At 61.7% G+C, this 19,645-nt stretch carries 23 protein-coding genes; 9 read left to right on the top strand and 14 right to left on the bottom strand.

Going from position 1 to position 19,645, the window contains the following annotated elements; translation table 11 throughout:
- Positions 1-2: 2 nt before the first annotated feature.
- Positions 3-635, bottom strand: coding sequence for a DedA family protein (locus FJW04_RS25320; protein ID WP_318011820.1), 633 nt, complete (start codon positions 633-635; stop codon positions 3-5).
- Between the two features lie 332 nt (positions 636-967).
- On the opposite strand from FJW04_RS25320, the gene FJW04_RS25315 reads away from it, so the two are divergent.
- Positions 968-2,041, top strand: coding sequence for a GH25 family lysozyme (locus FJW04_RS25315; RefSeq protein ID WP_140717402.1), 1,074 nt, complete (start codon positions 968-970; stop codon positions 2,039-2,041).
- Positions 2,042-2,077: 36 nt separating this feature from the next.
- Here FJW04_RS25315 and FJW04_RS25310 read toward each other — a convergent pair whose 3' ends face one another.
- Positions 2,078-2,266, bottom strand: a complete 189-nt coding sequence (locus FJW04_RS25310) for a hypothetical protein (protein ID WP_140662059.1) — start codon at positions 2,264-2,266, stop codon at positions 2,078-2,080.
- A 148-nt stretch (positions 2,267-2,414) separates the two neighbouring features.
- On the opposite strand from FJW04_RS25310, the gene FJW04_RS25305 reads away from it, so the two are divergent.
- Together FJW04_RS25305 and FJW04_RS25300 are read left to right on the top strand one after the other, a co-directional pair.
- Positions 2,415-2,867 (top strand): lysozyme inhibitor LprI family protein, encoded by a 453-nt coding sequence (locus tag FJW04_RS25305; protein WP_140717400.1) that lies wholly within the window; start codon positions 2,415-2,417, stop codon positions 2,865-2,867.
- Between the two features lie 142 nt (positions 2,868-3,009).
- Complete coding sequence (locus FJW04_RS25300) at positions 3,010-3,990, top strand: DUF3592 domain-containing protein (protein WP_224582947.1); 981 nt, start codon at positions 3,010-3,012, stop codon at positions 3,988-3,990.
- A 3-nt stretch (positions 3,991-3,993) separates the two neighbouring features.
- On the opposite strand, the gene FJW04_RS25295 is transcribed toward FJW04_RS25300, so the two are convergent.
- On the bottom strand, positions 3,994-4,362 hold the full coding sequence (locus tag FJW04_RS25295) for a hypothetical protein (RefSeq protein ID WP_140717398.1): 369 nt from the start codon (positions 4,360-4,362) through the stop codon (positions 3,994-3,996).
- A gap of 183 nt (positions 4,363-4,545) precedes the next feature.
- Between FJW04_RS25295 and FJW04_RS25290 the strand changes: the two genes are divergently transcribed.
- On the top strand, positions 4,546-5,067 hold the full coding sequence (locus FJW04_RS25290) for a hypothetical protein (RefSeq protein ID WP_140717396.1): 522 nt from the start codon (positions 4,546-4,548) through the stop codon (positions 5,065-5,067).
- A complete protein-coding gene (locus FJW04_RS25285) occupies positions 5,060-5,680 on the top strand; it encodes a hypothetical protein (RefSeq protein ID WP_140717394.1) in 621 nt (206 codons plus the stop codon). The genes FJW04_RS25290 and FJW04_RS25285 overlap by 8 nt, the downstream gene beginning before the upstream one ends.
- Positions 5,681-5,716: 36 nt before the next feature.
- Here FJW04_RS25285 and FJW04_RS25280 read toward each other — a convergent pair whose 3' ends face one another.
- The 7 genes from FJW04_RS25280 to FJW04_RS25245 form a co-directional block, all read right to left on the bottom strand.
- Complete coding sequence (locus FJW04_RS25280; RefSeq protein ID WP_140717392.1) at positions 5,717-6,274, bottom strand: ImmA/IrrE family metallo-endopeptidase; 558 nt, start codon at positions 6,272-6,274, stop codon at positions 5,717-5,719.
- A 346-nt stretch (positions 6,275-6,620) separates the two neighbouring features.
- A complete protein-coding gene (locus tag FJW04_RS25270; RefSeq protein WP_140717388.1) occupies positions 6,621-10,409 on the bottom strand; it encodes a vitamin B12-dependent ribonucleotide reductase in 3,789 nt (1,262 codons plus the stop codon).
- Between the two features lie 669 nt (positions 10,410-11,078).
- Positions 11,079-11,390 carry a PilZ domain-containing protein gene (locus tag FJW04_RS25265; protein ID WP_140717386.1) on the bottom strand — a complete coding sequence of 104 codons (312 nt, stop codon included), beginning with the start codon at positions 11,388-11,390 and terminating at the stop codon, positions 11,079-11,081.
- Between the two features lie 91 nt (positions 11,391-11,481).
- The gene (locus FJW04_RS25260; protein ID WP_015318085.1) at positions 11,482-11,970 is read right to left on the bottom strand and encodes an NUDIX hydrolase; all 489 of its coding nucleotides are present in this window, start codon (positions 11,968-11,970) and stop codon (positions 11,482-11,484) included.
- Between the two features lie 210 nt (positions 11,971-12,180).
- Positions 12,181-12,681 carry a xanthine phosphoribosyltransferase gene (gene gpt, locus FJW04_RS25255; RefSeq protein WP_015318084.1) on the bottom strand — a complete coding sequence of 167 codons (501 nt, stop codon included), beginning with the start codon at positions 12,679-12,681 and terminating at the stop codon, positions 12,181-12,183.
- Positions 12,682-12,796: 115 nt separating this feature from the next.
- Positions 12,797-13,630 (bottom strand): universal stress protein, encoded by an 834-nt coding sequence (locus tag FJW04_RS25250; RefSeq protein WP_140662066.1) that lies wholly within the window; start codon positions 13,628-13,630, stop codon positions 12,797-12,799.
- An 82-nt stretch (positions 13,631-13,712) separates the two neighbouring features.
- Entirely contained in the window at positions 13,713-14,456 is a 744-nt protein-coding gene (locus FJW04_RS25245; protein ID WP_140717384.1) for a competence/damage-inducible protein A, read from the bottom strand.
- Positions 14,457-14,820: 364 nt separating this feature from the next.
- On the opposite strand from FJW04_RS25245, the gene FJW04_RS25240 reads away from it, so the two are divergent.
- The gene (locus tag FJW04_RS25240) at positions 14,821-15,105 is read left to right on the top strand and encodes a hypothetical protein (protein ID WP_140717382.1); all 285 of its coding nucleotides are present in this window, start codon (positions 14,821-14,823) and stop codon (positions 15,103-15,105) included.
- Positions 15,106-15,175: 70 nt separating this feature from the next.
- Here FJW04_RS25240 and FJW04_RS25235 read toward each other — a convergent pair whose 3' ends face one another.
- The 3 genes from FJW04_RS25235 to FJW04_RS25225 all read right to left on the bottom strand — a co-directional run bounded on the left by FJW04_RS25235 (position 15,176) and on the right by FJW04_RS25225 (position 16,936).
- Complete coding sequence (locus tag FJW04_RS25235) at positions 15,176-15,415, bottom strand: DUF2188 domain-containing protein (RefSeq protein ID WP_015318080.1); 240 nt, start codon at positions 15,413-15,415, stop codon at positions 15,176-15,178.
- 29 nt (positions 15,416-15,444) lie between these two features.
- Positions 15,445-15,723, bottom strand: a complete 279-nt coding sequence (locus FJW04_RS25230; RefSeq protein WP_032935880.1) for a DUF982 domain-containing protein — start codon at positions 15,721-15,723, stop codon at positions 15,445-15,447.
- A 109-nt stretch (positions 15,724-15,832) separates the two neighbouring features.
- A complete protein-coding gene (locus tag FJW04_RS25225; RefSeq protein ID WP_140717380.1) occupies positions 15,833-16,936 on the bottom strand; it encodes an NADH:flavin oxidoreductase/NADH oxidase in 1,104 nt (367 codons plus the stop codon).
- Positions 16,937-17,091: 155 nt separating this feature from the next.
- Here FJW04_RS25225 and FJW04_RS25220 point away from each other — a divergent pair, with 155 nt between their 5' ends.
- A complete protein-coding gene (locus tag FJW04_RS25220; RefSeq protein ID WP_023773121.1) occupies positions 17,092-17,670 on the top strand; it encodes an NUDIX domain-containing protein in 579 nt (192 codons plus the stop codon).
- A 22-nt stretch (positions 17,671-17,692) separates the two neighbouring features.
- Here FJW04_RS25220 and FJW04_RS25215 read toward each other — a convergent pair whose 3' ends face one another.
- Entirely contained in the window at positions 17,693-18,232 is a 540-nt protein-coding gene (locus FJW04_RS25215; RefSeq protein WP_015318076.1) for a J domain-containing protein, read from the bottom strand.
- A 209-nt stretch (positions 18,233-18,441) separates the two neighbouring features.
- On the opposite strand from FJW04_RS25215, the gene FJW04_RS25210 reads away from it, so the two are divergent.
- Complete coding sequence (locus FJW04_RS25210; RefSeq protein WP_140717378.1) at positions 18,442-18,729, top strand: PilZ domain-containing protein; 288 nt, start codon at positions 18,442-18,444, stop codon at positions 18,727-18,729.
- Positions 18,730-18,895: 166 nt separating this feature from the next.
- Positions 18,896-19,615 carry a carbonic anhydrase gene (locus tag FJW04_RS25205; protein ID WP_140717376.1) on the top strand — a complete coding sequence of 240 codons (720 nt, stop codon included), beginning with the start codon at positions 18,896-18,898 and terminating at the stop codon, positions 19,613-19,615.
- Positions 19,616-19,645 lie beyond the last annotated feature (30 nt).

The following is a 19,645-nucleotide window of genomic DNA, read 5'->3' as shown; positions in this document are numbered from 1 at the left end:
CGCTAAATCCGTGCATCATGCCTGCCGCGCAGTCTGACGACCAGCACGGCGACGATGATCGCTACCACCATGGCCGCGATCACCGCCAGGCCGAACAGGCTGGTCGAGTCGAGTTCGGGCAGATTGTCGGCTCCTTTCGCCACCAGCCATCCAGGCGACAGCACGACCGGCGCCCAGATGATCGCCGACAGGATGTTGGCGACCTGGAAGCGCCGCCTGTTCATGCCCATCATGCCGGCGACCAGCGGCACGGTGGCACGCACCGGACCGAAGAAGCGGCCGACGAAAACGGCGGCGACACCGTAGCGATGGAAGAACAGGCGCGCCCTGGCGATCTCGCGGCGATAGCGGTTGAGCGGCCATTTGTGGACGACGCCACGCCCCAGCCATTTGCCGAGAAAATAGGAAATGGTGTCGCCAAGCGCCGCGCCGAGCATCGCGGCGAGGAGAACGGGCAGGGGCTGGACGATACCGGCGCCCACCAGCCCGCCGACGATGATCAGCACCGTGGTGCCAGGCAACAGGATGCCGACCAGCACCAGCGACTCGCCGAAGGCCAGCAATCCGACCACGAGACCCGCCCAGGCCTGATGGTTCTCGATGAAACATACGCTCTGGTCGATGAACGACTGCACGCAAGCTCCGTGTTGAAAGTGTTCCTCAGCTGCCCTGTCGAGCAAGATCCTGAGTTCGTCGAGCTTGCCGTCGACGAGCCAGCCGTAATAATTCTCGACCGGCAGCTTGCGGCCCTTGGCGCGGGCAGGGCCGCCGCGCCGCACCCCGTTCTCAACAGCCACATCATGGCCCTGTCAAGGCTTGGCCGGGCCGCTGCCGACGACTGTCAGAACGCGGCCACAGCTATGGTAAAAAACTTGATTCAAACTTTATTGGTAATTTCTCGTTCATAACTCGTCTGGTTGTCCGTCGGCCGTCGCCTTCGGTCTGTTGTGTTCGAGTACAGGTCCAGATGCGGTTACCAGGCGTCGTGAGTTTCGTGATCGCATCGCTCTGCCTTGCCGGCTGTTCGTCGACATCGGGCATGGATGCGCTCGACATGCAGAAGCCGTCCAATGAAGTCACCAGTTCGGTGGTGCGTCCAAGCGCGCCGATCGCGTCCGTTCCGGTGGCCAGGGCAAACGCGGCGCGCAAGCGGATTGAGGCTGCGGCAGAGGATACCACCGCTCGGCCTTATGGCCTTGCCGAGGAAGAGACGGTGGCGTTTCCCGCACCCAAACTGCCCGACAGCGTCGAGCCGCCGATCGAGGAGGCAGCCCTGGTGTCGCCGCCGAAGCTGTTGTCGCGGGCGGCACCCTCCATGCTGGCCGGCCCGGTCACGCGTTATGGCTTCCGCGATGCCAAGCCGATCAATTTCGGCCGCTCGTCGCCCCGTCACCTTGCCGTGCACGGGGTGGACGTGTCGCGCTGGCAAGGCAACGTCAACTGGGAGAAGCTGCGCGCCCAGGGCGCCAACTTCGCCTACATCAAGGCGACCGACGGCGGCGACCACCTCGACCCCCTGTTTATGAAGAACTGGCGTGATGCCGACGCGGCGGGCCTGAAGCGCGGTGCCTATCATTTCTTCTACTGGTGCCGCACCGCCGGCGAGCAGGCCGACTGGTTCATCCGCAACGTGCCGAAGGTCGACGGCGCGCTGCCGCCGGTGATCGACGTCGAGTGGAACGGCGACTCCAGCTGCCAGCGGCGCCCGTCGCGCGAAAAGGTCCTGGAGAAGATGCAGGTGTTCATGGACAAGCTGGAGCGCCACTACGGCCAGCGGCCGATCATCTACACGGCGCCCGATTTCTATCGCGACAACCTTCAGGGCGCATTCCCGGATTACCCGTTCTGGCTGCGCGCCGTGGCCCGGCATCCGTCAAAGGTCTATCCCGATCGCAAATGGCTGTTCTGGCAGTATTCCGGCTCCGGCCTGTCGCATGGCGTGACCGGCCGCATCGATCTCAACGTCTTCCATGGCGATGAGCGGCAATGGCGCGCCTGGGCCGGCGGCGGAGGTCGGGCCATGATGGCCGACGCGGATTAGAACCGATGCTTTCGCGTCGGCGCTCGTCCTGTCCACCTATTGGAACTGGTTGCTCCCGCCGTTCTTTTCCTCGCTCAACCGCAGCCGCGCCCTCAAGCCCATGATCTCGGCGATCGCGGCATCGATCATGGCGAGAAGGGTCAGCGTGTCGTGCTGGGTCGGATCGGCCCTGACATAGGCGAGCTGGTTCAGTATATCGGTGTCATCTTCGGTTTGTTCGCTCATGCGCATCGTCCCGGCTGTTGTCTCCTGGATCTCCGTCCGATCGGATCGATCGTCCTTTTATCACGTCATCGTGCGGATGGCCCGCCGCATTGGCCACCAGTTCCTGGCGCGGTTCCCACCGTGCTTCGGACACGTCCTCGGAGGCAAGATGGAGAACATCGGTGTGAGGCTTCGGCTCGGTGGGGCACTGGTCTGCCTGATGACTTTGCTGTTGCCCGCGAGCCCGATGGCCGCGGGTCTGAAAGACGCCACCGCCGATACGCTCGACCGCTGCCTGGATGATCCAGCCAATGGCTCTACAGCAGGCCAAACCGACTGCGAGGCGACGGCATCAAGCGACTACGATCGCCGCATGAATGCCGCTTATGCGACACTCCTGCGCAAATTACCGCGCCAGGCAGCGCAAAATCTTCGTCTGTCACAACGCGCCTGGCTGGCCTTCCGCGACAGCGAGGCGAAGACACGGGGCGCTCTCTATGAAACAAGGCAAGGCACGATGTACGTGCCCATGCAGGCTGCCGACGCCACCAACATCATCCGGGATCGCGCCCTTCAGCTGGAGGGCTATGTTCGTGTCATGGCAATAGAGGATGCCGAATAGCGGCTGGTCGCCGCTCCCATGGCCACGCGACAGCATTGAACCTTGCCGGCGGTCATTTCCTGATCTTGCGAATAGACAAGACATTGCCCTCGCCATGCTGTCTATATGCGTGCTGCTGTACTCTAGTCGTCGGGGGGACGAGTTGGAGCTCAAGTTTCTGTTGGTCGGCTTTGCCTGCGCGGTCGCTGGCATGCTGTCGATCGTCACCTTCCTGAAATGGCTCGAGGTCAAGGCGGCCAGCCGCTGGTTGCCGACGCCTGGAAAGATCGTCTCGTCGCGCGTCGAGGCGCGCGAGGTGACAAGCTCGGGTACCGGCTCGGAGAGCAGCACCTCGACCGAAATCCGCAACTTTCCGGCCATCACCTATGAGTACAAGGTGGGCGGCAAGACATTTCAAAGTTCGCACTACAGCGTGCAGGAGAACCTCGGAAATTTCGAAGTCGCGGAAACCCTTGCGCGGTTTCCGCGTGGCGCGGCGGTAACCGTGTTCTATGACCCGTCCAGCCCGGGCAAGGCCGTGATCGAGCGCACCATGCCGGACGGCGCCTTCAAGTTCATGGTCCAGCTTTCGGCGGGGCTCGTGGTTGGTGCGCTGGTGTTGGTGTTTTCGGTCGGTGGCGTGCTGGAGGCTATCGGGCCGCATCTGCCCAAGCCGCGGAACCTCGGTGCGGCGGCATTCCTGCTGTTCATGGGGCTTTTTGTGCTGCGCATGGGCTTTGCCCAAAGATCGATGGCCGGACAAGCGGCAACATGGCCGACCGCTGCCGGCCGTATCGATGCGTCCGGCCTGCAGGCAATCAAGACCCGCGACCGGTTTGAGGGCGGTGGGTACCGGCCTTGGCGCACGGTGTTCAAATCCCGCATCGTCTACAGCTATGGTGTCGCCGGACAGCGCTACAGCGCCGATCGCGTCGCTTTCGGCGCCAGCGTGACGGCCTCGCTGCCCGGCCTCGTCGGCGGTCAGGCGCGGCGCTATGTCGAGGGCAGCAAGGTCGACGTTCGCTATGACCCCGCCAACCCCGCCTCGGCGGTGCTCGAATGCCGGGTGCGTGGGCTATGGCTGCTGTGGGTCTGCTCGGCAGGCTTTCTCGGCGGCGCGGCCTTGCTGGTCGGGTTGGTCTGAGTGTCACCGCCTTGAGCAGCGCACGAGAGGTCCGCTGTCGAATCCGCGCCAGCTCAACCGCACCGTCGCGCCGTCGATTTTGATATGGATGGTGCGAGAAAATGGCTCGTCGAGCGATGGGTCCGCGCCGTAGCACTGGCTGGCACGAACCACCCAGCCGATGGCGGTTTTGCGAAAGATCGCGTGCTCGCAGCCGAGGTTGGGAAACGACAGGGCCGACTGATCCACAGTGAAGACAGTCTGGCGCTGGACGTCGGCGGTCGCATGGCAGTTCAACCTGTCGCTGGACCACGTCCCGACATAGGGCGCTGCCGCTACGGCCGGCACAATCGCAGTTGCGGAGATCGCTATGATCAGTGCCAAACGCTGCATCTTTTGTCTCCTGGGCCGCTGCGTTCGATCATACAGATTGCGGGTTTGTGTGGGGCAAGTTTTCGATCGAGGGACGATAAACGCAGCGGTTCCGGATTTCGTTTATGGTTTTGTACCGATGATGCGACTGTGCGGCCCGGCACGCAGCCGGCCTTGCTTCACAACACATTGCCCGAGATTTCGATGATCATTCGCAAACTGGCCTTCGTTGCCCTGGGTTCGCTCGGGCTCATGCAAGCGGCGGGCGCCAAGGAATGCCTCCTGAGCCACGCCACCTACCAGGAGCCACGCTCGGGCGCGGTCATGCAATTCCGGCCGCTGGGCAACGAACCGGCGGCACTGACGACGCAGGTGTTCTCGCTGGCCGTGCCTCATACCGGCATAAGCCTGCCGGCCGATATTACCTGGACCAACGGCAAGAATTCGTTTCCGCTCGGTACGATCCGCCATCCCTGCACCGACGACGACCGCGAAGCGGGTCTGCAAGACGACAGCGGGCTTTGCCGGATATGGGACGGGCAGGTTTATGCCCTGACCGGAGGCGGCGCCGAGCAGTTGAACTCTCGCGATGCGACACCGGCGCCGAAAGGGCTGTTGCTGCCGGATTTCGGTGCGACGTTCAGCGAATGGCCCGATTTCGCCAATGCTAATCCGGATGGCTCGGCCTGGGATGCCTTCACTTTGACAGGATGCAGCAATGAATAGCACCATGAGATCGATCGTCTGGACCTGCGCCCTGTTCGCGTCCGTGACGATATCTGCCGGGGCGCGTGCGGAGGAGCCGGTACCATCGCGGCCGCCGATCGACAAATGCGTCTGGGAAAAACTGGCCGACAAGGCGATCGGTCTGGCCGCTTGGGCGCAGCGCTGCGATTTCGGCTTTCGCCAGATCCATTTCGAGTTTGTCGGCAATGCGCTCGCCATCAAATACAGCGATGGCGGTGCGCCAGATCCGCTTGTCGAGATGTTCGACATCCAGCCTGGCGAAACCGCGGAGGCTGCCATGCGGCGCCTGTTCCTGGAAAAGACCGACAAGGCCGTCAACGCCCGCTGCGTGCTCGCGCCTTACACGGAGGGCACCGTGCCCGCCGGCGTCAAACGCTACACATTCAGTCCCGACGCCGCCTATGCGAAAGAGCTGAAGGCGCAGGCCGACCCTGACGAGGTCCCCGAACCGCCCTGCGGCGACTGGGGCGAAATGCCGGATAGCATCCAGTATTTCGAGGTGCCGGCAGGTGAGGGACACAAGCTGCTGTTCGTCCGCGTGGGCCAGGATGAGCCGTTGTTTGATGAGCAGACGCTGCGGGTGTTGCCGTAGCGGTAGGCGCTGGGAGCCCGATTAATTTCAAAGAAACTATATATAATATTTGTTGGCGTCTTTTATGGCTATCCTTGCTGCAGCTATGGAAATTCCAGCGTCGGAGGCTAGTTTCTTTGGGTCAGAGTATTTTTTTGATATAGACTGCGGAGCTAAAATATACGCAGCAAATCTTTTTGCTTGATATTCCGAGCTGTGCATTCCTGTGGCTTGGGCAATTCGCTTTTCGGAATGTTCGGATCTGTGCATATTGAACTTAGAATTGAAGAAATCTGAATGAAGTAAAACGTGGCCAAGCTCGTGCGCTATCGTCATGCGGGAGCGGTCATCGCCTTCGCACGCTGCGATATACACGCTTTCTGACACGACTATACTTACAGGATTATAATCCGTGTAAGCCGGTGTGGTCATCTCTTTGTCTGATTTTACAACAAAGCTATAATCTTTTATGATTTTAGGCAGCTCAAGTTCAACGATATCTATTACGTCGACCCATATTTTATCTGCTACTCCAAATTTGGCCCGCACCGCATCTGCGATGCGGGCCAAAGCTGAGGCACTTAGGGCTCTTCCGACGTAGAATTCGTCAGCCATCTGCGATCCTTGTATCGCATGAGAAAGACGACATTCGTCAAATCGACCGCCAATGGGTTCGATACCGAGCCCGAAGCAGGCGGCTCGACTCGTTTGCGTCTGTCCCGCTCATCCTGCTCATACCAATGCATGAGGAAGTCGAGGTTGCCACCGAAAAACTGTGCCATGGCCTCGATCTGGGGAATTGTAGCAACACTCTCCCCGTTTTCCACACTGCAGAGTTCGGATGGCGACATTTGAAGCTTGTATGCTGCCTCATAAAGCCTGAGCCCTGCTTCAGCTCGGCAATCTCTGCAAAATTTGGCAATTCGACTCATCGCGGCAGCCCTCGATACGCCTTCAGCCCTCAGCTGCACCCGCTCGTAGCACCGCAAGTGTCGCACTTTTCACACGTCCCGTTCCGCACCATCGTGAAGTTCTGGCACTCGGAGCAGGAATTGCCGGTGTAGCCCTGCAGCAGCGACTTGGCGCGGCGGTCGGCGGCGAGTTTCTTCGCTTCGGCCGCTTCATGGGCCGCCGTATCGGTGAACAGCGCCGCGGTGGTATCGGTCGAGGCATCGGAGGCCGCTTCCTCGAAGGCGATGTCTTCCGCCAATTCCTTGGCCCGCTCCTCATAGTCGCGCTTGTAGGCGACCGCCTCGTCGGTTGCGGGCTTCAATGCCAGCACGTTGGAGCCGGAGAAGGCTGTCGGCGCCGAGCGGGCAGGGGTGCCGGAGCCGGCAAAGCCCTTCGGCTCGCCTGCCCTCGAGACCAGCTTCACCGGCGAACCGCGGGTCAGACCCTTGGAGACGGCGTCGGTCTTGCCTTCGCTGATGCCACGGCCGAGTGCGGTATTGGAGAAATCCGACTGGTCGACATGGGCGAGATCGTTGCGGCCGAGATACGAAATGGCCAGCTCACGGAACACGTAGTCGAGGATCGACGTCGCGCTCTTGATGGCATCGTTGCCGATGACCATGCCGGCCGGCTCGAACTTGGTGAAGGTGAAGGCGTGTACATATTCGTCGAGCGGCACGCCATATTGCAGGCCAAGCGAGATCGCGATGGCGAAGTTGTTGAGAAGGCCACGCAGGGTGGCGCCCTCCTTGTTCATGTCGATGAAGATCTCGCCGAGACGCCCATCGTCATATTCGCCGGTGCGAAGGAAGATGGTGTTGCCGCCGATCTTGGCCTTCTGCGTATAACCCTTGCGGCGGCCGGGCAGCTTTTCCTGCTCGCGCGACACGCGTTCGATGATGCGTTCGACGATGCGCTCGGTGATCTGCGCCGCGCGCGCCGCAGCCGGTGCCTGGATCAGCTGTTCGATCGCCTCGTCCTCGTCCTCGTCGCCATCGGCGAGCAGCGACGCATTGAGCGGCTGCGACAGCTTCGAGCCGTCGCGGTAGAGCGCATTTGCCTTCAGCGCCAGCTTCCACGACAGCATGTAGGCGCTCTTGGCATCCTCCACCGTCGCGTCGTTCGGCATGTTGATGGTCTTGGAGATGGCGCCGGAAATGAAGGGCTGTGCCGCCGCCATCATCTGGATGTGGCTGTTGATCGACAGCGAGCGCTTACCGATCTTGCCGCAGGGGCTGGCGCAGTCGAACACGGGGAGGTGTTCGGCCTTGAGGAAGGGCGCGCCCTCCAGCGTCATCGCACCGCAGACATGGATGTTGGCGGCCTCGATGTCCTTCCTGGAGAAACCCAGTGCCGGCAGCATTTCGAACGAGAAGTCGTTGAGCTGCTCGTCGGTGAAACCGAAGGTCTCCTTCACCCAGTCGGCGCCGAGCGTCCACTGGTTGAAGACGAACTTGATGTCGAAGGCCGACTTCAGCGCCGCGTTGAGCGCCGCGATCTTGTCGTCGGTGAAGCCCTTGGCCTTGAGCGAGCCGGGGTTGACGGCCGGCGCCTGGTTGAGATTGCCGTGGCCGACGGCATAGGCCTCGATCTCGGCGATCTGGCTCTCGGAATAGCCCAGCGTGCGAAGCGCTTCCGGCACGGCGCGGTTGATGATCTTGAAATAGCCGCCGCCGGCGAGCTTCTTGAACTTCACCAGGGCGAAATCGGGCTCGATACCGGTGGTGTCGCAATCCATGACCAGACCGATCGTGCCGGTCGGCGCGATCACGGTTGCCTGTGCGTTGCGGTAGCCATGCTCCTCGCCGAGTTCGATGGCGCGGTCCCAGGCGGCCTTGGCGTGGATGGCCAGATCCTGCTGCTTCAGGTCCGATGCGACGAGAGGCACAGGATTGACGGCCAGCTTCTCGTAGCCGTCCTTGTCGCCATAGGCGGCGCGGCGATGATTGCGCATTACGCGCAGCATGTTCTGGGCGTTGCGGTCATAGTCCGGGAAGGCGCCGAGCTCGGAGGCCATCTCGGCCGAGGTGGAGTAGGCGACGCCGGTCATGATGGCGGTCAGCGCGGCACAGATGGCGCGGCCCTCGTCGGAATCGTAGGGAATGCCCGACGTCATCAGCAGGCCGCCAATATTGGCATAGCCGAGGCCCAGCGTGCGGTAGTCGTAGGAGAGCTTGGCGATCTCCTTCGACGGGAACTGCGCCATCATGACCGAAATTTCCAGCACCATGGTCCACAGCCGCACGGTGTGCTCGTAGGCTGCGATATCGATGGTGCCGTCGGTGTTGCGGTAGGGCAGCAGGTTGATCGAGGCGAGATTGCAGGCCGTGTCGTCGAGGAACATGTATTCCGAGCACGGGTTGGAGGCCCGGATCGCACCGGCCGAAGCGCAGGTGTGCCAGTCGTTCATCGTGGTGTTGAAATGCAGGCCGGGATCAGCCGACGCCCAGGCGGCGTAGCCGATCTTTTCCCAGAGATCCCGCGCCTTCAGCGTCTTCAAGACCTTGCCGTCCTTGCGGGCGGTCAGGTGCCAGTCTGCGTCCTCTTCAACGGCGCGCAGGAAATTGTCCTTCAGCGACACCGAATTGTTGGAGTTCTGGCCCGAAACGGTGAGGTAGGCGTCAGAATCCCAGTCGGTGTCGTAGGTCTTGAACGCCATCGAGGTGTAGCCCTGCTTGGCGAACTGGATGACGCGGTAGATGTAGTTTTCCGGCACAGCCGATTTCTTGGCCAACTTGATTTCGCGCTTCAGCGCCGTGTTGATGGCCGGATCGAAGCAGTCGTTGTCATGGCCTTCGCAGTTCACGCAGGCCTTCATGATCGCTTCGAGATGCTTCTTGACGATCTTGGAGCCGGTTACCAGCGAGGCGACCTTCTGCTCTTCATTGACCTTCCAGTCGATGAATTCCTCGATATCGGGGTGGTCGGCGTCGACGATGACCATTTTCGCCGCACGGCGCGTCGTACCGCCCGACTTGATGGCGCCGGCGGCGCGGTCGCCGATTTTGAGGAAGCTCATCAGGCCGGACGAGCGGCCGCCGCCGGACAGCTTTTCGCCTTCGCCGCGCAGCAGCGAGAAGTTCGAGCCGGTGCCGGAGCCATATTTGAACAGGCGCGCCTCGCGCACCCACAGATCCATGATGCCGCCCTCGTTGACGAGGTCGTCCTGCACGCCCTGGATGAAGCAGGCATGCGGCTGCGGATGCTCGTAGGAGGATTTCGACTTGGTCAGCTTGCCGGTGAACGGGTCGACATAGAAGTGACCCTGGCTAGGACCATCTATGCCATAGGCCCAGTGCAGGCCGGTGTTGAACCATTGCGGCGAGTTCGGCGCGACGCGCTGGGTCGCCAGCATATAGGCAAGCTCGTCGCGGAAGGCGCGCGCGTCTTCCTCCGACGCCTTGAAGTAGCCGCCCTTCCAGCCCCAATAGGTCCAGGTGCCGGCCAGCCGGTCGAAGACCTGGCGGGCGTCGATCTCGGAGCCGTAGCGCTCGGCCTCGGGAAGCTTGGCGAGTTCGGCTTCGTCGGCGACGGAACGCCACAGGAAGGAGGGGACGTCGTTCTCCTCGACCTTCTTCAGGCGCGCGGGAACGCCGGCCTTGCGGAAATATTTCTGAGCCAGGATGTCGGCGGCGACCTGGGAAAACTGCGCAGGCACATCGATGTTGTCCAAGCGGAACACCACCGAGCCATCGGGATTCTTGATCTCGGAAAGCGCCTTGCGGAATTCGATCTCCGCATAAGCGGCCCCTTCTTGGCCTGCATGTCCTGGCTTGGTGAAACGACGCTCGATGCGCATTGGTCCGGTCCCTTTTGTCTACATATAGCGCTTTCATCAGGGGATTTCTGCCCCAAAAGACGAAACGCGCAGTCCGCCGTTTGCCGGCATTGCGAACAATGCGGCATCTCCTCTTCGCAGGCTCGGCCACGCACACGACAATACGCCTTGCCAGGCATCTGCCGAGGCTGCCAACCGGCCCGCGGGCCCCTCAAAACTGAATTTTTCGATTCCCTCACTCGAGGGAAATTCACACTATCTAGCGTCGAACTTAGCTGCAAACACTAAATATAGTATTAACAGACAATTTATTCCAGTCCGACAATTCTCCCTTTCGTCGCCCACCCAACCCACGATCCCAACGCTTCCGCCGGCCTCGTAAACAGGCGGAAATGCGGGCAAAACGCACATAATCCGGGAAAAAGACCGGGCTCAGAACTTTCCGGTCGCGCTCTCAACAGGAGCGCATGGCCTATAAAAGGCGACTCGTTTCGAGCCGTCAAGGATTCGTTTGCGTAGCTTTTGTGACCCCAACATCTTGTGTGTCACACATGTGGATAACGGGGATAGAATCGACCCGTCGGCCATCTGCCCGGCGGTAAGCCGGTGCGATCGTTGGCCAGCGGCACGGGCGCTGCGAAACATTTGCTGGGATGCCGCAAAAAGCCAGCCGTGCCGGTGAGCCGGGCCTCAGCCGTAGTGTAGCTTCGGCTTGGGTTCGGTCCCGTTGAACTGTACGCCGATCCGGTCGCTGCGGCGCCAGCGGACCTCGCAGCGATAGGCGACGCCGTCGAGCGGTATGTAGAGAAGGAAATGATCGGGAACCCTGGCTTCGGCCGGTAACTTCAGTTCGGCGCCGCCCGCATGCTGGTTGCGCACCGTACAGGCGATTTCGGAATTCTGGATCCCCGTGATGACTGTTCCACCTTTGAGCACGCGCGGACGATGCTCGCGCTGCGGCTCGCCGGGGTCGTGCTGAAGTGGGTCTGCGGGATTCGCCATCGATCAAACGCCAGGAACGATCGATCCTAACCACCAAAAATTAGCAAACCCTTGCGGCACAAGGTTGTGCGTCTGCCGCGAAAGGCGTCGATCAGGAGAACCTGCGTGGGTCGGCACAGAAATAGGCGATGATCTGGCAAAGGTCGGGTTCATTGACCATGCGCACCGCTTCGCTGGAGCTGACCCATTTGCGGGTGCGGGAGTGCTTTTCCTTCCAGCGGTCCGCGATCTTGTCGACGTGCAGTGGGAACACCAGAACCTCGCAAGGCACTTCTTCGCCCGAAGCCAGCACCTTGGCATAGAAATAGCGGCCGGCTTCGAGATGAGAGATGTTTCCGCGCAAACCGGCTTCCTCGGCGGCCTCGCGGGCGGCCGCTTCGCAGAGCGGCTCCCTGGCTTCCGGCCAGCCTTTTGGAAGCACCCAGCGGCCAGTATCACGGCTGGTGATCAACATGACCTCGACGCCGTTCCCGACATCGCGCCAGGGCAGGGCGGCAACCTGCAGACGGCACGGCGCCGTGCCAAAGAGTCGCCTGACCCTTTCAGCAAGGTGGTTGTGCGTCGTTGGCCGTGTCAACATCGGAGAAGCTAGCCCCAGCCTCCAGAATCGTTTGCCGTCTCATGAATCTTACGGCTAATTGTGACCAATAAAAGTAAAAACTTCGGTCACGCTGGCTGATTTCCGCCAACAAGGGTCGATTTCACAGGATATCTTGGCGGCGGATGCCTTCGCGCAAGCAAATATTGCCGTCGGCGCTGGCTTGATTGGAAAAAAGCAGCTTGCCGCGAATCAGCCGGCGTGATCGTCGGCGATCGGCTTCTGATAGGTGAAACCCATGTCCCAAGGGAAATAGATCCAGGTATCCTGGCTGACCTCGGTGACGAACGTATCGACCAGCGGCCGGCCTTTCGGCTTGGCGTAGACTGTCGCGAAATGGGCCTTCGGCATCATTGCCCGCACGATGCCGGCGGTCTTGCCGGTGTCGGTTAGGTCGTCGACGATCAGCACGCCGGCGCCATCGTCGGCCAGCAAGGCCGGCGTGATCTCCTTCAGCACCTGCAACTGCCCTTGGCTGGTGTAGTCGTGATAGGAGGCGACACAGACCGTCTCGATCACGCGGATGCCGAGTTCGCGCGAAATGATCGCCGCCGGGACCAGGCCACCACGCGTGATGCACACGATAGCCTTCCACTGACCTTTGCTGGTGCCGGCAAGCCGCCAGGCAAGTGCGCGCGCGTCGCGATGGAACTGGTCCCAGGAGACCGGGAAGGCTTTTTCGGGAAGGGACATGTCTCGCGCACTCCACGGCACGCGGCGGCCGCGTGCAAGAAACAGGGGAATGCGCGCGGAATTAACTGGAAACCCCCGGACTTGGCAAGGGTGGCCGGCAGCAATCGCTGTGGACTTATCGCGACAGGAAGGCCGCGACCTGTGCCGAGCGCAGCACCGTGCGTGTTACCCCGCCGAAGAGCAGCTGGCGCAGCCAGGAGTGGCTGTAGGCGCCAAGCACCAGCAGATCGGCGCCGGTCTCGGTGATCCTGTTCTGGATTATGTCGTCGACCGAGGTGCCGCCCGATTTCTGCACCGAGACGCTAACGGTGGCGCCGTGGCGCGACAGGGCCGACGCGATTTCGGCGCCCGCGGCCTCCGGGCGCTCGTCGAGCGTATCGGGCGGATCGATGACCAGTATGTCGGTTTTCTCGGCCTCGATGATGAAAGGCAAGGCATCGAAGGCGGCGCGCGCGGCCTCCTTGCTGCCGTTCCAGGCAAGCAGCACGCGTTTGAAGGTGGTGACCAGCGGACCCGCACTCGGCACCACCAGCACCGGCCGGCCGGCGTCGTAGACAAGCGTATCGACGTCGGCGCTCGGATCGCCGCCGGTCTCGCGTTGGGCGGCGATGATGAGATCGGAGGCGCGCACGCTTGAAATCCCGGTCAGTGCGCTGTCGCCGGAGAAGCTCTCCAGGCTGCGCCATTCGAAGGAAAGGCCGGAATCCTCGATCCGCTTCAGGAAGACAGCCTGGAGTTTGTCGGCCCGCTCCCGGTTCATGTCGGCGGAAACCTGCAGGAATTCCGTATCGGGAAAGCCCGTCGCCGACGTGTAGGGCACCGGGAGCGCCTCGGCATGGATGCCGATCAGATGGCTCTCGAAGCGGCTGGCAAGCGGAATGGCGCAGTCGAGCACCCGCTCGGCGTCCTGCTCGTTCTGCAGAATGGCGACGATGGTCTTGAAACGCATGATGACCCCTCGATCGTGCGAGCGACGAGCCTCGCGCCAGGGAAACGTCGTAGCGTCGTTCTTGGTTCCGGTTTACAGCGGATCAGCTCGCCTTACCCGCGAAACCTGCCACCATCGCCTCGACGTCGGCGCGCGCGGCTTCAAGCGCCTCCGCGCTGCGGGCACGAACGACCAGTTCGGTCCAGAACTTGCCGTCGCCATACTTGGGGTAGGAGCCGATGATCGTACCCGGATGGGCTTTCTGGATCTCGCCCAATGGCCCGCCGACAAGGCCCTCGCCGAACGGACAGTGCACCGTGGCCGACAGCATTTTGGTGCCGGCTCTCAAGGTCGGCACGACATTGTCGAGCATGGCCTGGAAGATCGAGGGCACGCCGGCCATGACATGGACGTTGCCAATGCGGAATCCGGGCGCCACGGAGACCGGGTTGTCGATATGGTCGGCGCCGCGCGGCATCCGCGCCATGCGCTTGCGTGCCTCGGTGTATTCGATGCCGCGCGCGGCATAGCTCGCCTCCAGCAGGGCATAGGCCTTGGCATCGTATTCGCAAGGCACGCCGAACGCCTTGGCGATCGAATCGGCTGTGATGTCGTCATGCGTCGGGCCGATGCCGCCAGTGGTGAAGACATAGGTATAGCGTGCGCGCACGGCATTCACCGCCGCGACGATCTCGTCTTCCTCGTCGGGAACAATGCGCACCTCCTTCAGGTCGATGCCGATCGCCGTCATGATATCGGCGAGATGGCCGATGTTCTTGTCCTTGGTGCGGCCGGACAGAATCTCATCGCCGATGACGAGCATGGCGGCAGTGACGATTTCAGGCATGGAACGCTCCGGCAGGACGGGTCGCCTGAAATAGCGCGGCGGATGGGCGGCGGCAATGCCGTCCAAAGGCGAACGATCCGACACGTCCACCACACCTGCATTGCAGTACCAAGCGCGGCTTGACCAGGATGGGAACAAGCCCTTCCGGATTGTCCTCGGTCGCGGAGGGCGACCAGGGCCGAGGTGGTGCCGCAATCCGTCGCGCCCGAACAGGTCACAGCCTTCGAGCGCATGGCGGCACGCGCTTTTGTCACCCGACATCACCGCCACTTCACGAGAATTTCAGGGAACCATTCGGCTGACGGTCAGGTTTACCCCGTGTCGCATCCCAAGGCGGCCAAGATCAAGATACGGAGTAAAATCAATGTACAGGAAACTTTTCGCAGCATCCGTCCTGACGATCGGTCTCGCCACATCGGCGATGGCCCAATCGTCGGACGCTACCTATTCCAACCATCACAATTGGTGGCTGTTCGGCAATGAGGATACCTCGGCCATCGACCAGAGCACCACTGGCAGCATCAACGCCGACGGCTCCGGATTGAGTACGCTTGGCAACCCCGGCCCGGCCGGGCCTTGTGCCTCAAGCACGCCAGGCCCCGATGCGAACGCTCAGGGCAACGTCAACGATCAGTATTGCGGCAAGTAAATAGGCAGCCGCGTATTGCCTGCCGCGGGACGCCGTCTCTCCTGGCGTCCGCGGCTGGCGCAGGGCTGGATCAATCCGAGATTTCAGTCTGAGGCCGATCGCGGCCGTCGGCCAGTTCCTCGTGCCATTTGCCCTCGGCGTCCTCATACTGGATACCATCGGTGGAACCCGCCACCTGCTGTTCGGCCGAAGCGATCTCGGCGGCACGCAATGCATCCTGATGGGTCGGAAATGTCTCCGAGAAGGTCGCACCGACCTTGTAGGCCCAGCCACCGTCATGCTCGACGATCTTGTAAGTCAGCTTCGCCATCAAAACCTCCAGTTAAAAGGTCCGCCTGCTCAATGCAGCCGGTCGTCGGGCAGCTTGTCGTCGGGCACCAGCACTTCCGATTCCCTGGCCGCCTCGATCAGTGCCCGGCGCGCTTCCGCTGTCGAACGATAACCTTCCAGCACTTTGAGGCAAGTGTCGAGGGCATCACGATGACGAGGCCCGCGATTGAGCGGCCACACCGTCATCAAGCACTCGGCCGCCTCCTGGGTCGAGCGGATATGGCGATATTTGCCGACATGGCCAAGCTCGACCACGACCGGCGTTTCAAAAGGTTTGTTGTCCATCATCATGGCCGCAACGCAAAGCAGCCAATTTGGTTGCAAAAGTGGCCTTTGGCCTGCGCCTAAAGGTCGCGACGCCGTTGCGCAAGCGCGTCGGCGTCGGGAGAAAGGGCGATCAGCCGGCGGCCTTCATCCAATGTTCCATCGTCGTCACCGAGCGGGCGAGCTGCGGCGCCGGATGAATCTTTTCGCTGAACGTGGCGGCCGCACGCCATCCCCAGCGCGGATCGGCGAGGAAGGCTCGCGCCAGCGCCACCATGTCGGCGCGACCGTCGGCGATAACAGCCTCGGCCTGTTTCGGGTCGTCGATCAGGCCGACCGCCCGGGTCGGGATGCCCGCGCCCTTGCGCACGGCTTCGGCCAGATGCACCTGATAGCCGGGGCCGGTGGGTAATTTCTGCAATGGCGAATTGCCGCCGCTCGAGCAGCAGAGATAGGCGACGCCTTCGGCCTTCAGCGCTTTCGCCACCTCGACCGCGTCCGCGACGTCAAAGCCGCCATCGACCCAATCCTTCACCGACAGCCGTGCGCCGAGCATCAGTTTCGGCGCGGCTTTCTTCACCGCCCTGGCGATCTCGACGACGAGACGCATCCGGTTTTCCAGCGAGCCACCCCAGCGATCCGTGCGCTGGTTGGACAGCGGCGACAGGAACTGGAAGATGAGGTAGCCATGCGCCGCATGCAGTTCGATGAAGTCGAAGCCGGCACGGTCGGCCCGCCTTGCGGCGTCCGCGAACCGCTCGACGAGCTGCAGGATTTCCTCGTCGTCCAGGGCGCGCGGCACGTTCCAGCCGGCGTCGTAGGCGATGGCCGAAGCCGAGACGGTCTGCCAGGGATCCTCGTTTGGCTGCAATGGGCCGCCGCCTTCCCAGGGCTTGCGGTTCGAGGCCTTGCGGCCGGCATGCGCCAGCTGCGTGCCGAACTTAGTGCCGGGTGCGGCCACGCGCTTGGCCGCATCCAGCGCGCGCCGCGCGGCGGCTTCATTGTCTTCGGAATAGAGGCCGAGACAGCCATGGCTGATGCGCCCGCGCCGCTCGACGTCGGTCATCTCCACCGTGACCATGCCGGCACCGGACATGGCAAGGTTCATCCAGTGGTAAAGATGCCAGTCGCTGGCCGAGCCGTCCTCGGCGGAATACTGGCACATCGGCGCCACGGCGATGCGGTTGGGGAAGGTGAGCCCATCGAGGGTGATCGGCTGGAAAAGCGATGTCGTCATGGAAAAACTCCGGGAAGGGGAATGCGCTATCTAGGCGACGGCACCCGTCCATACCACACACGAGACGGTGAAGCGCGCGCTGGACCAATCGCCGGATTGCGCCTGTTCCGCTTCGCGGCTACGCCTGCGTCCGCCAGCCAGCATCGAGGTGTCATATGGAAGACCGCGTTCGTATCCGCTCGGAAGAGGTTCTCTCCGACGACTGGGCGGTCCTGAAAAAGACCGTGCTCGACTATCGCCGGCGTGACGGTCAATGGGAGACGCAGGTCCGCCAGACCTATGATCGCGGCGACGGCGCGGTGATCCTGCCCTATGACCCCCAGCGTTCGACTGTGCTTCTGGTGCGCCAGTTCCGTTATCCCGCCTATGTCACCGGCCACCGCGAGCCGCTGATCGAGGCCTGCGCCGGCTTGCTGGACGAAAACGATCCGGAAACCGCCATCCGCAAGGAAGCCGAGGAAGAACTGGGTTACCGGTTGAAGGACATCGAGCGGCTGTTTTCGCCTTATATGAGCCCGGGCAGCGTCACCGAGCGGCTCTGGTTCTTCGTCGCGCGCTACTCGCCCGCCGACCGCATCTCGGCCGGCGGCGGCGCTCCGGAGGAGGGCGAGGACATCGAGGTCCTGGAAATGCCGCTCGACGAAGCGCTGGCCGGCATCGCCGATGGCCGCATTGTCGATGCCAAGACCATCATCCTGATCCAGCACCTGAAGCTGAATCCGGTGACGGCTTGATCAGAGACCGAGCGATCTCAATTCAGCCCGCGTGACCCAACAGTCGGGTGGTGGCCGCGTCACGATGATGTTCGGAGTTAACGCGATCGACGCCTTCGACGGTTATGGCGAACGTGCCGTTTTCCGTCCTGGCTATCCAGCCCTTTGCTTTCAGATACCAGAGGTGAAACTCGAGGTGCTCTTGCGGACAGCCTGACATTCGTTCGAGTTCTTCATCGCCTATCCCGGGATGATTGACGTCCTGCCGGCGTTTTACATACAGCAGTGACAGCACTTTGGCTTGAATGACGGAATCTCGATCGAAGCCCTTTGTGTTGCTCGCCTCATCGGTCAGCTCGGCCCGGTGGTTCAAATGCGCCTTGTACTGAATGTCGTACTGCGCACGCTTGACCGGATCCTTGAGCGTGTTGTGAGCCTCAAGAATATCGCTGAAGCGTGACTCGTTGCCGGTGACTTGGTTGTCGGGGTGGTAGCGCATGGCAAAATGCCGAAAAATGCGTTCTATCGTCTCCGAATTGGCATTCGGACTGATTTCCAGCATTTCGTAGAAGTCGATGAACATACCTGGCTTCCCCATGCCATTTTCGCCGTCTGTGTCTCAGCGTCAGGTGACAATTTTGGCGACGACCATAGAGTATATATTTCACGATTTACTAATGTGCCGAGCGTACAAAGGGTCAGATACACGAATTAAGCGAAAACGTCAGACCTTTGCGTCCTGAGCTGCAGACCTTGGTCTGGTAGCATTTCGCTCGTCGGAGGCGGCTTGCCATGACCGATAAACCTTCTGAACCTCCAGTAGAGCGTCGAACGCACTTACGCGAGGTGGTTTTGAAGGAGGCGTTCATAATCACGCAGGATGGCGAAATAGGCTGCGCCGTCAGAAACCAGCATGAGCATGGCGCCGAGTTGCGTGTCGCTGTGGGGGTTGAAGTGCCAAGTACCTTCCGGCTGCGCGTGCCGTTGGACGGTGCGACTTATCGAGCGGAAGTGCGCTGGAGAAAGGGCGAGCGACTGGGCATCCAGATCCACGGCAATTTCTCGCTGAAGGTCACCTAAAGGCGGTAAGTCGGTTGACACGAGGGCACCCAGCACTGCGTTGCCGGTGGCTTTCGTCGTCTCGCATCCCGCCGCCATCTCATCAATCCTGACGTTGTCGCCAATCGCTTGCTATATATTAGAGCAAGCGCATATTATGCCTTGGGACTAGGGCGGGGAATTGAGAATGTGCAGCACCTGTGATGGCAAAGCGGTCGACCGGAGGGACTTCCTCAAAGTCGGCGCGGGGTTCGTTGCATTCGGCGTTGGTGGGGCCACATGGTCGGCGCGCGCGGCCCAAGGTGCGGTGACCGCGCTGAGCCTCGATGACGCGCTCGCCGCACTGAAATCCGGCAACGAACGCTACGTCAGTCACCCGGAACTCTGCTCGATAGACCTTGCCGCGCAGCGGAATGCTGTTGCCGCACACCAGGCGCCCTGGGCCACGATCATCAGTTGCGCCGACAGTCGCGTTCCGCCTGAACTGATTTTCGGCGGTCACGGCGTTGGAGAACTGTTCGTCGCCCGGAATGCTGGCAACCTCGTCGACACCGCCACGCTCGGGACGGTCGAATACGGGGCAGCGGTGCTCGGCTCACCCTTGATCGTCGTTCTCGCGCACACAAACTGCGGCGCCGTCAAGGCGGCGTGCGACGTAGTGACCAAGAACGCGACCTATCCTGGCGCGATCGGTCCGATGATCGAACCGATCCTGCCCGCGGCGATAGCAGTGCGGAGCGAAGCGGGCGATTTCGTCGACAACACCGCCAAGGAAAGCGCACGGAGGACCGCGAGGCGCCTAGCCGCCTCGAGCAAGGTGCTAGCCGGCCTCATCAAGGCGGGGAAGCTGAAGATAGTCGCGGCAATCTATGATTTGCAAACGGGTGCGGTGACTTACATCGAATGACACACCCGTCATCGAGATCGAAGGCTCTGG

Source organism: Mesorhizobium sp. B2-7-3 (genome assembly GCF_006440715.1).
Lineage (GTDB): Bacteria > Pseudomonadota > Alphaproteobacteria > Rhizobiales > Rhizobiaceae > Mesorhizobium > Mesorhizobium australicum.
This window is presented reverse-complemented; position numbering and strand designations above follow the sequence as displayed.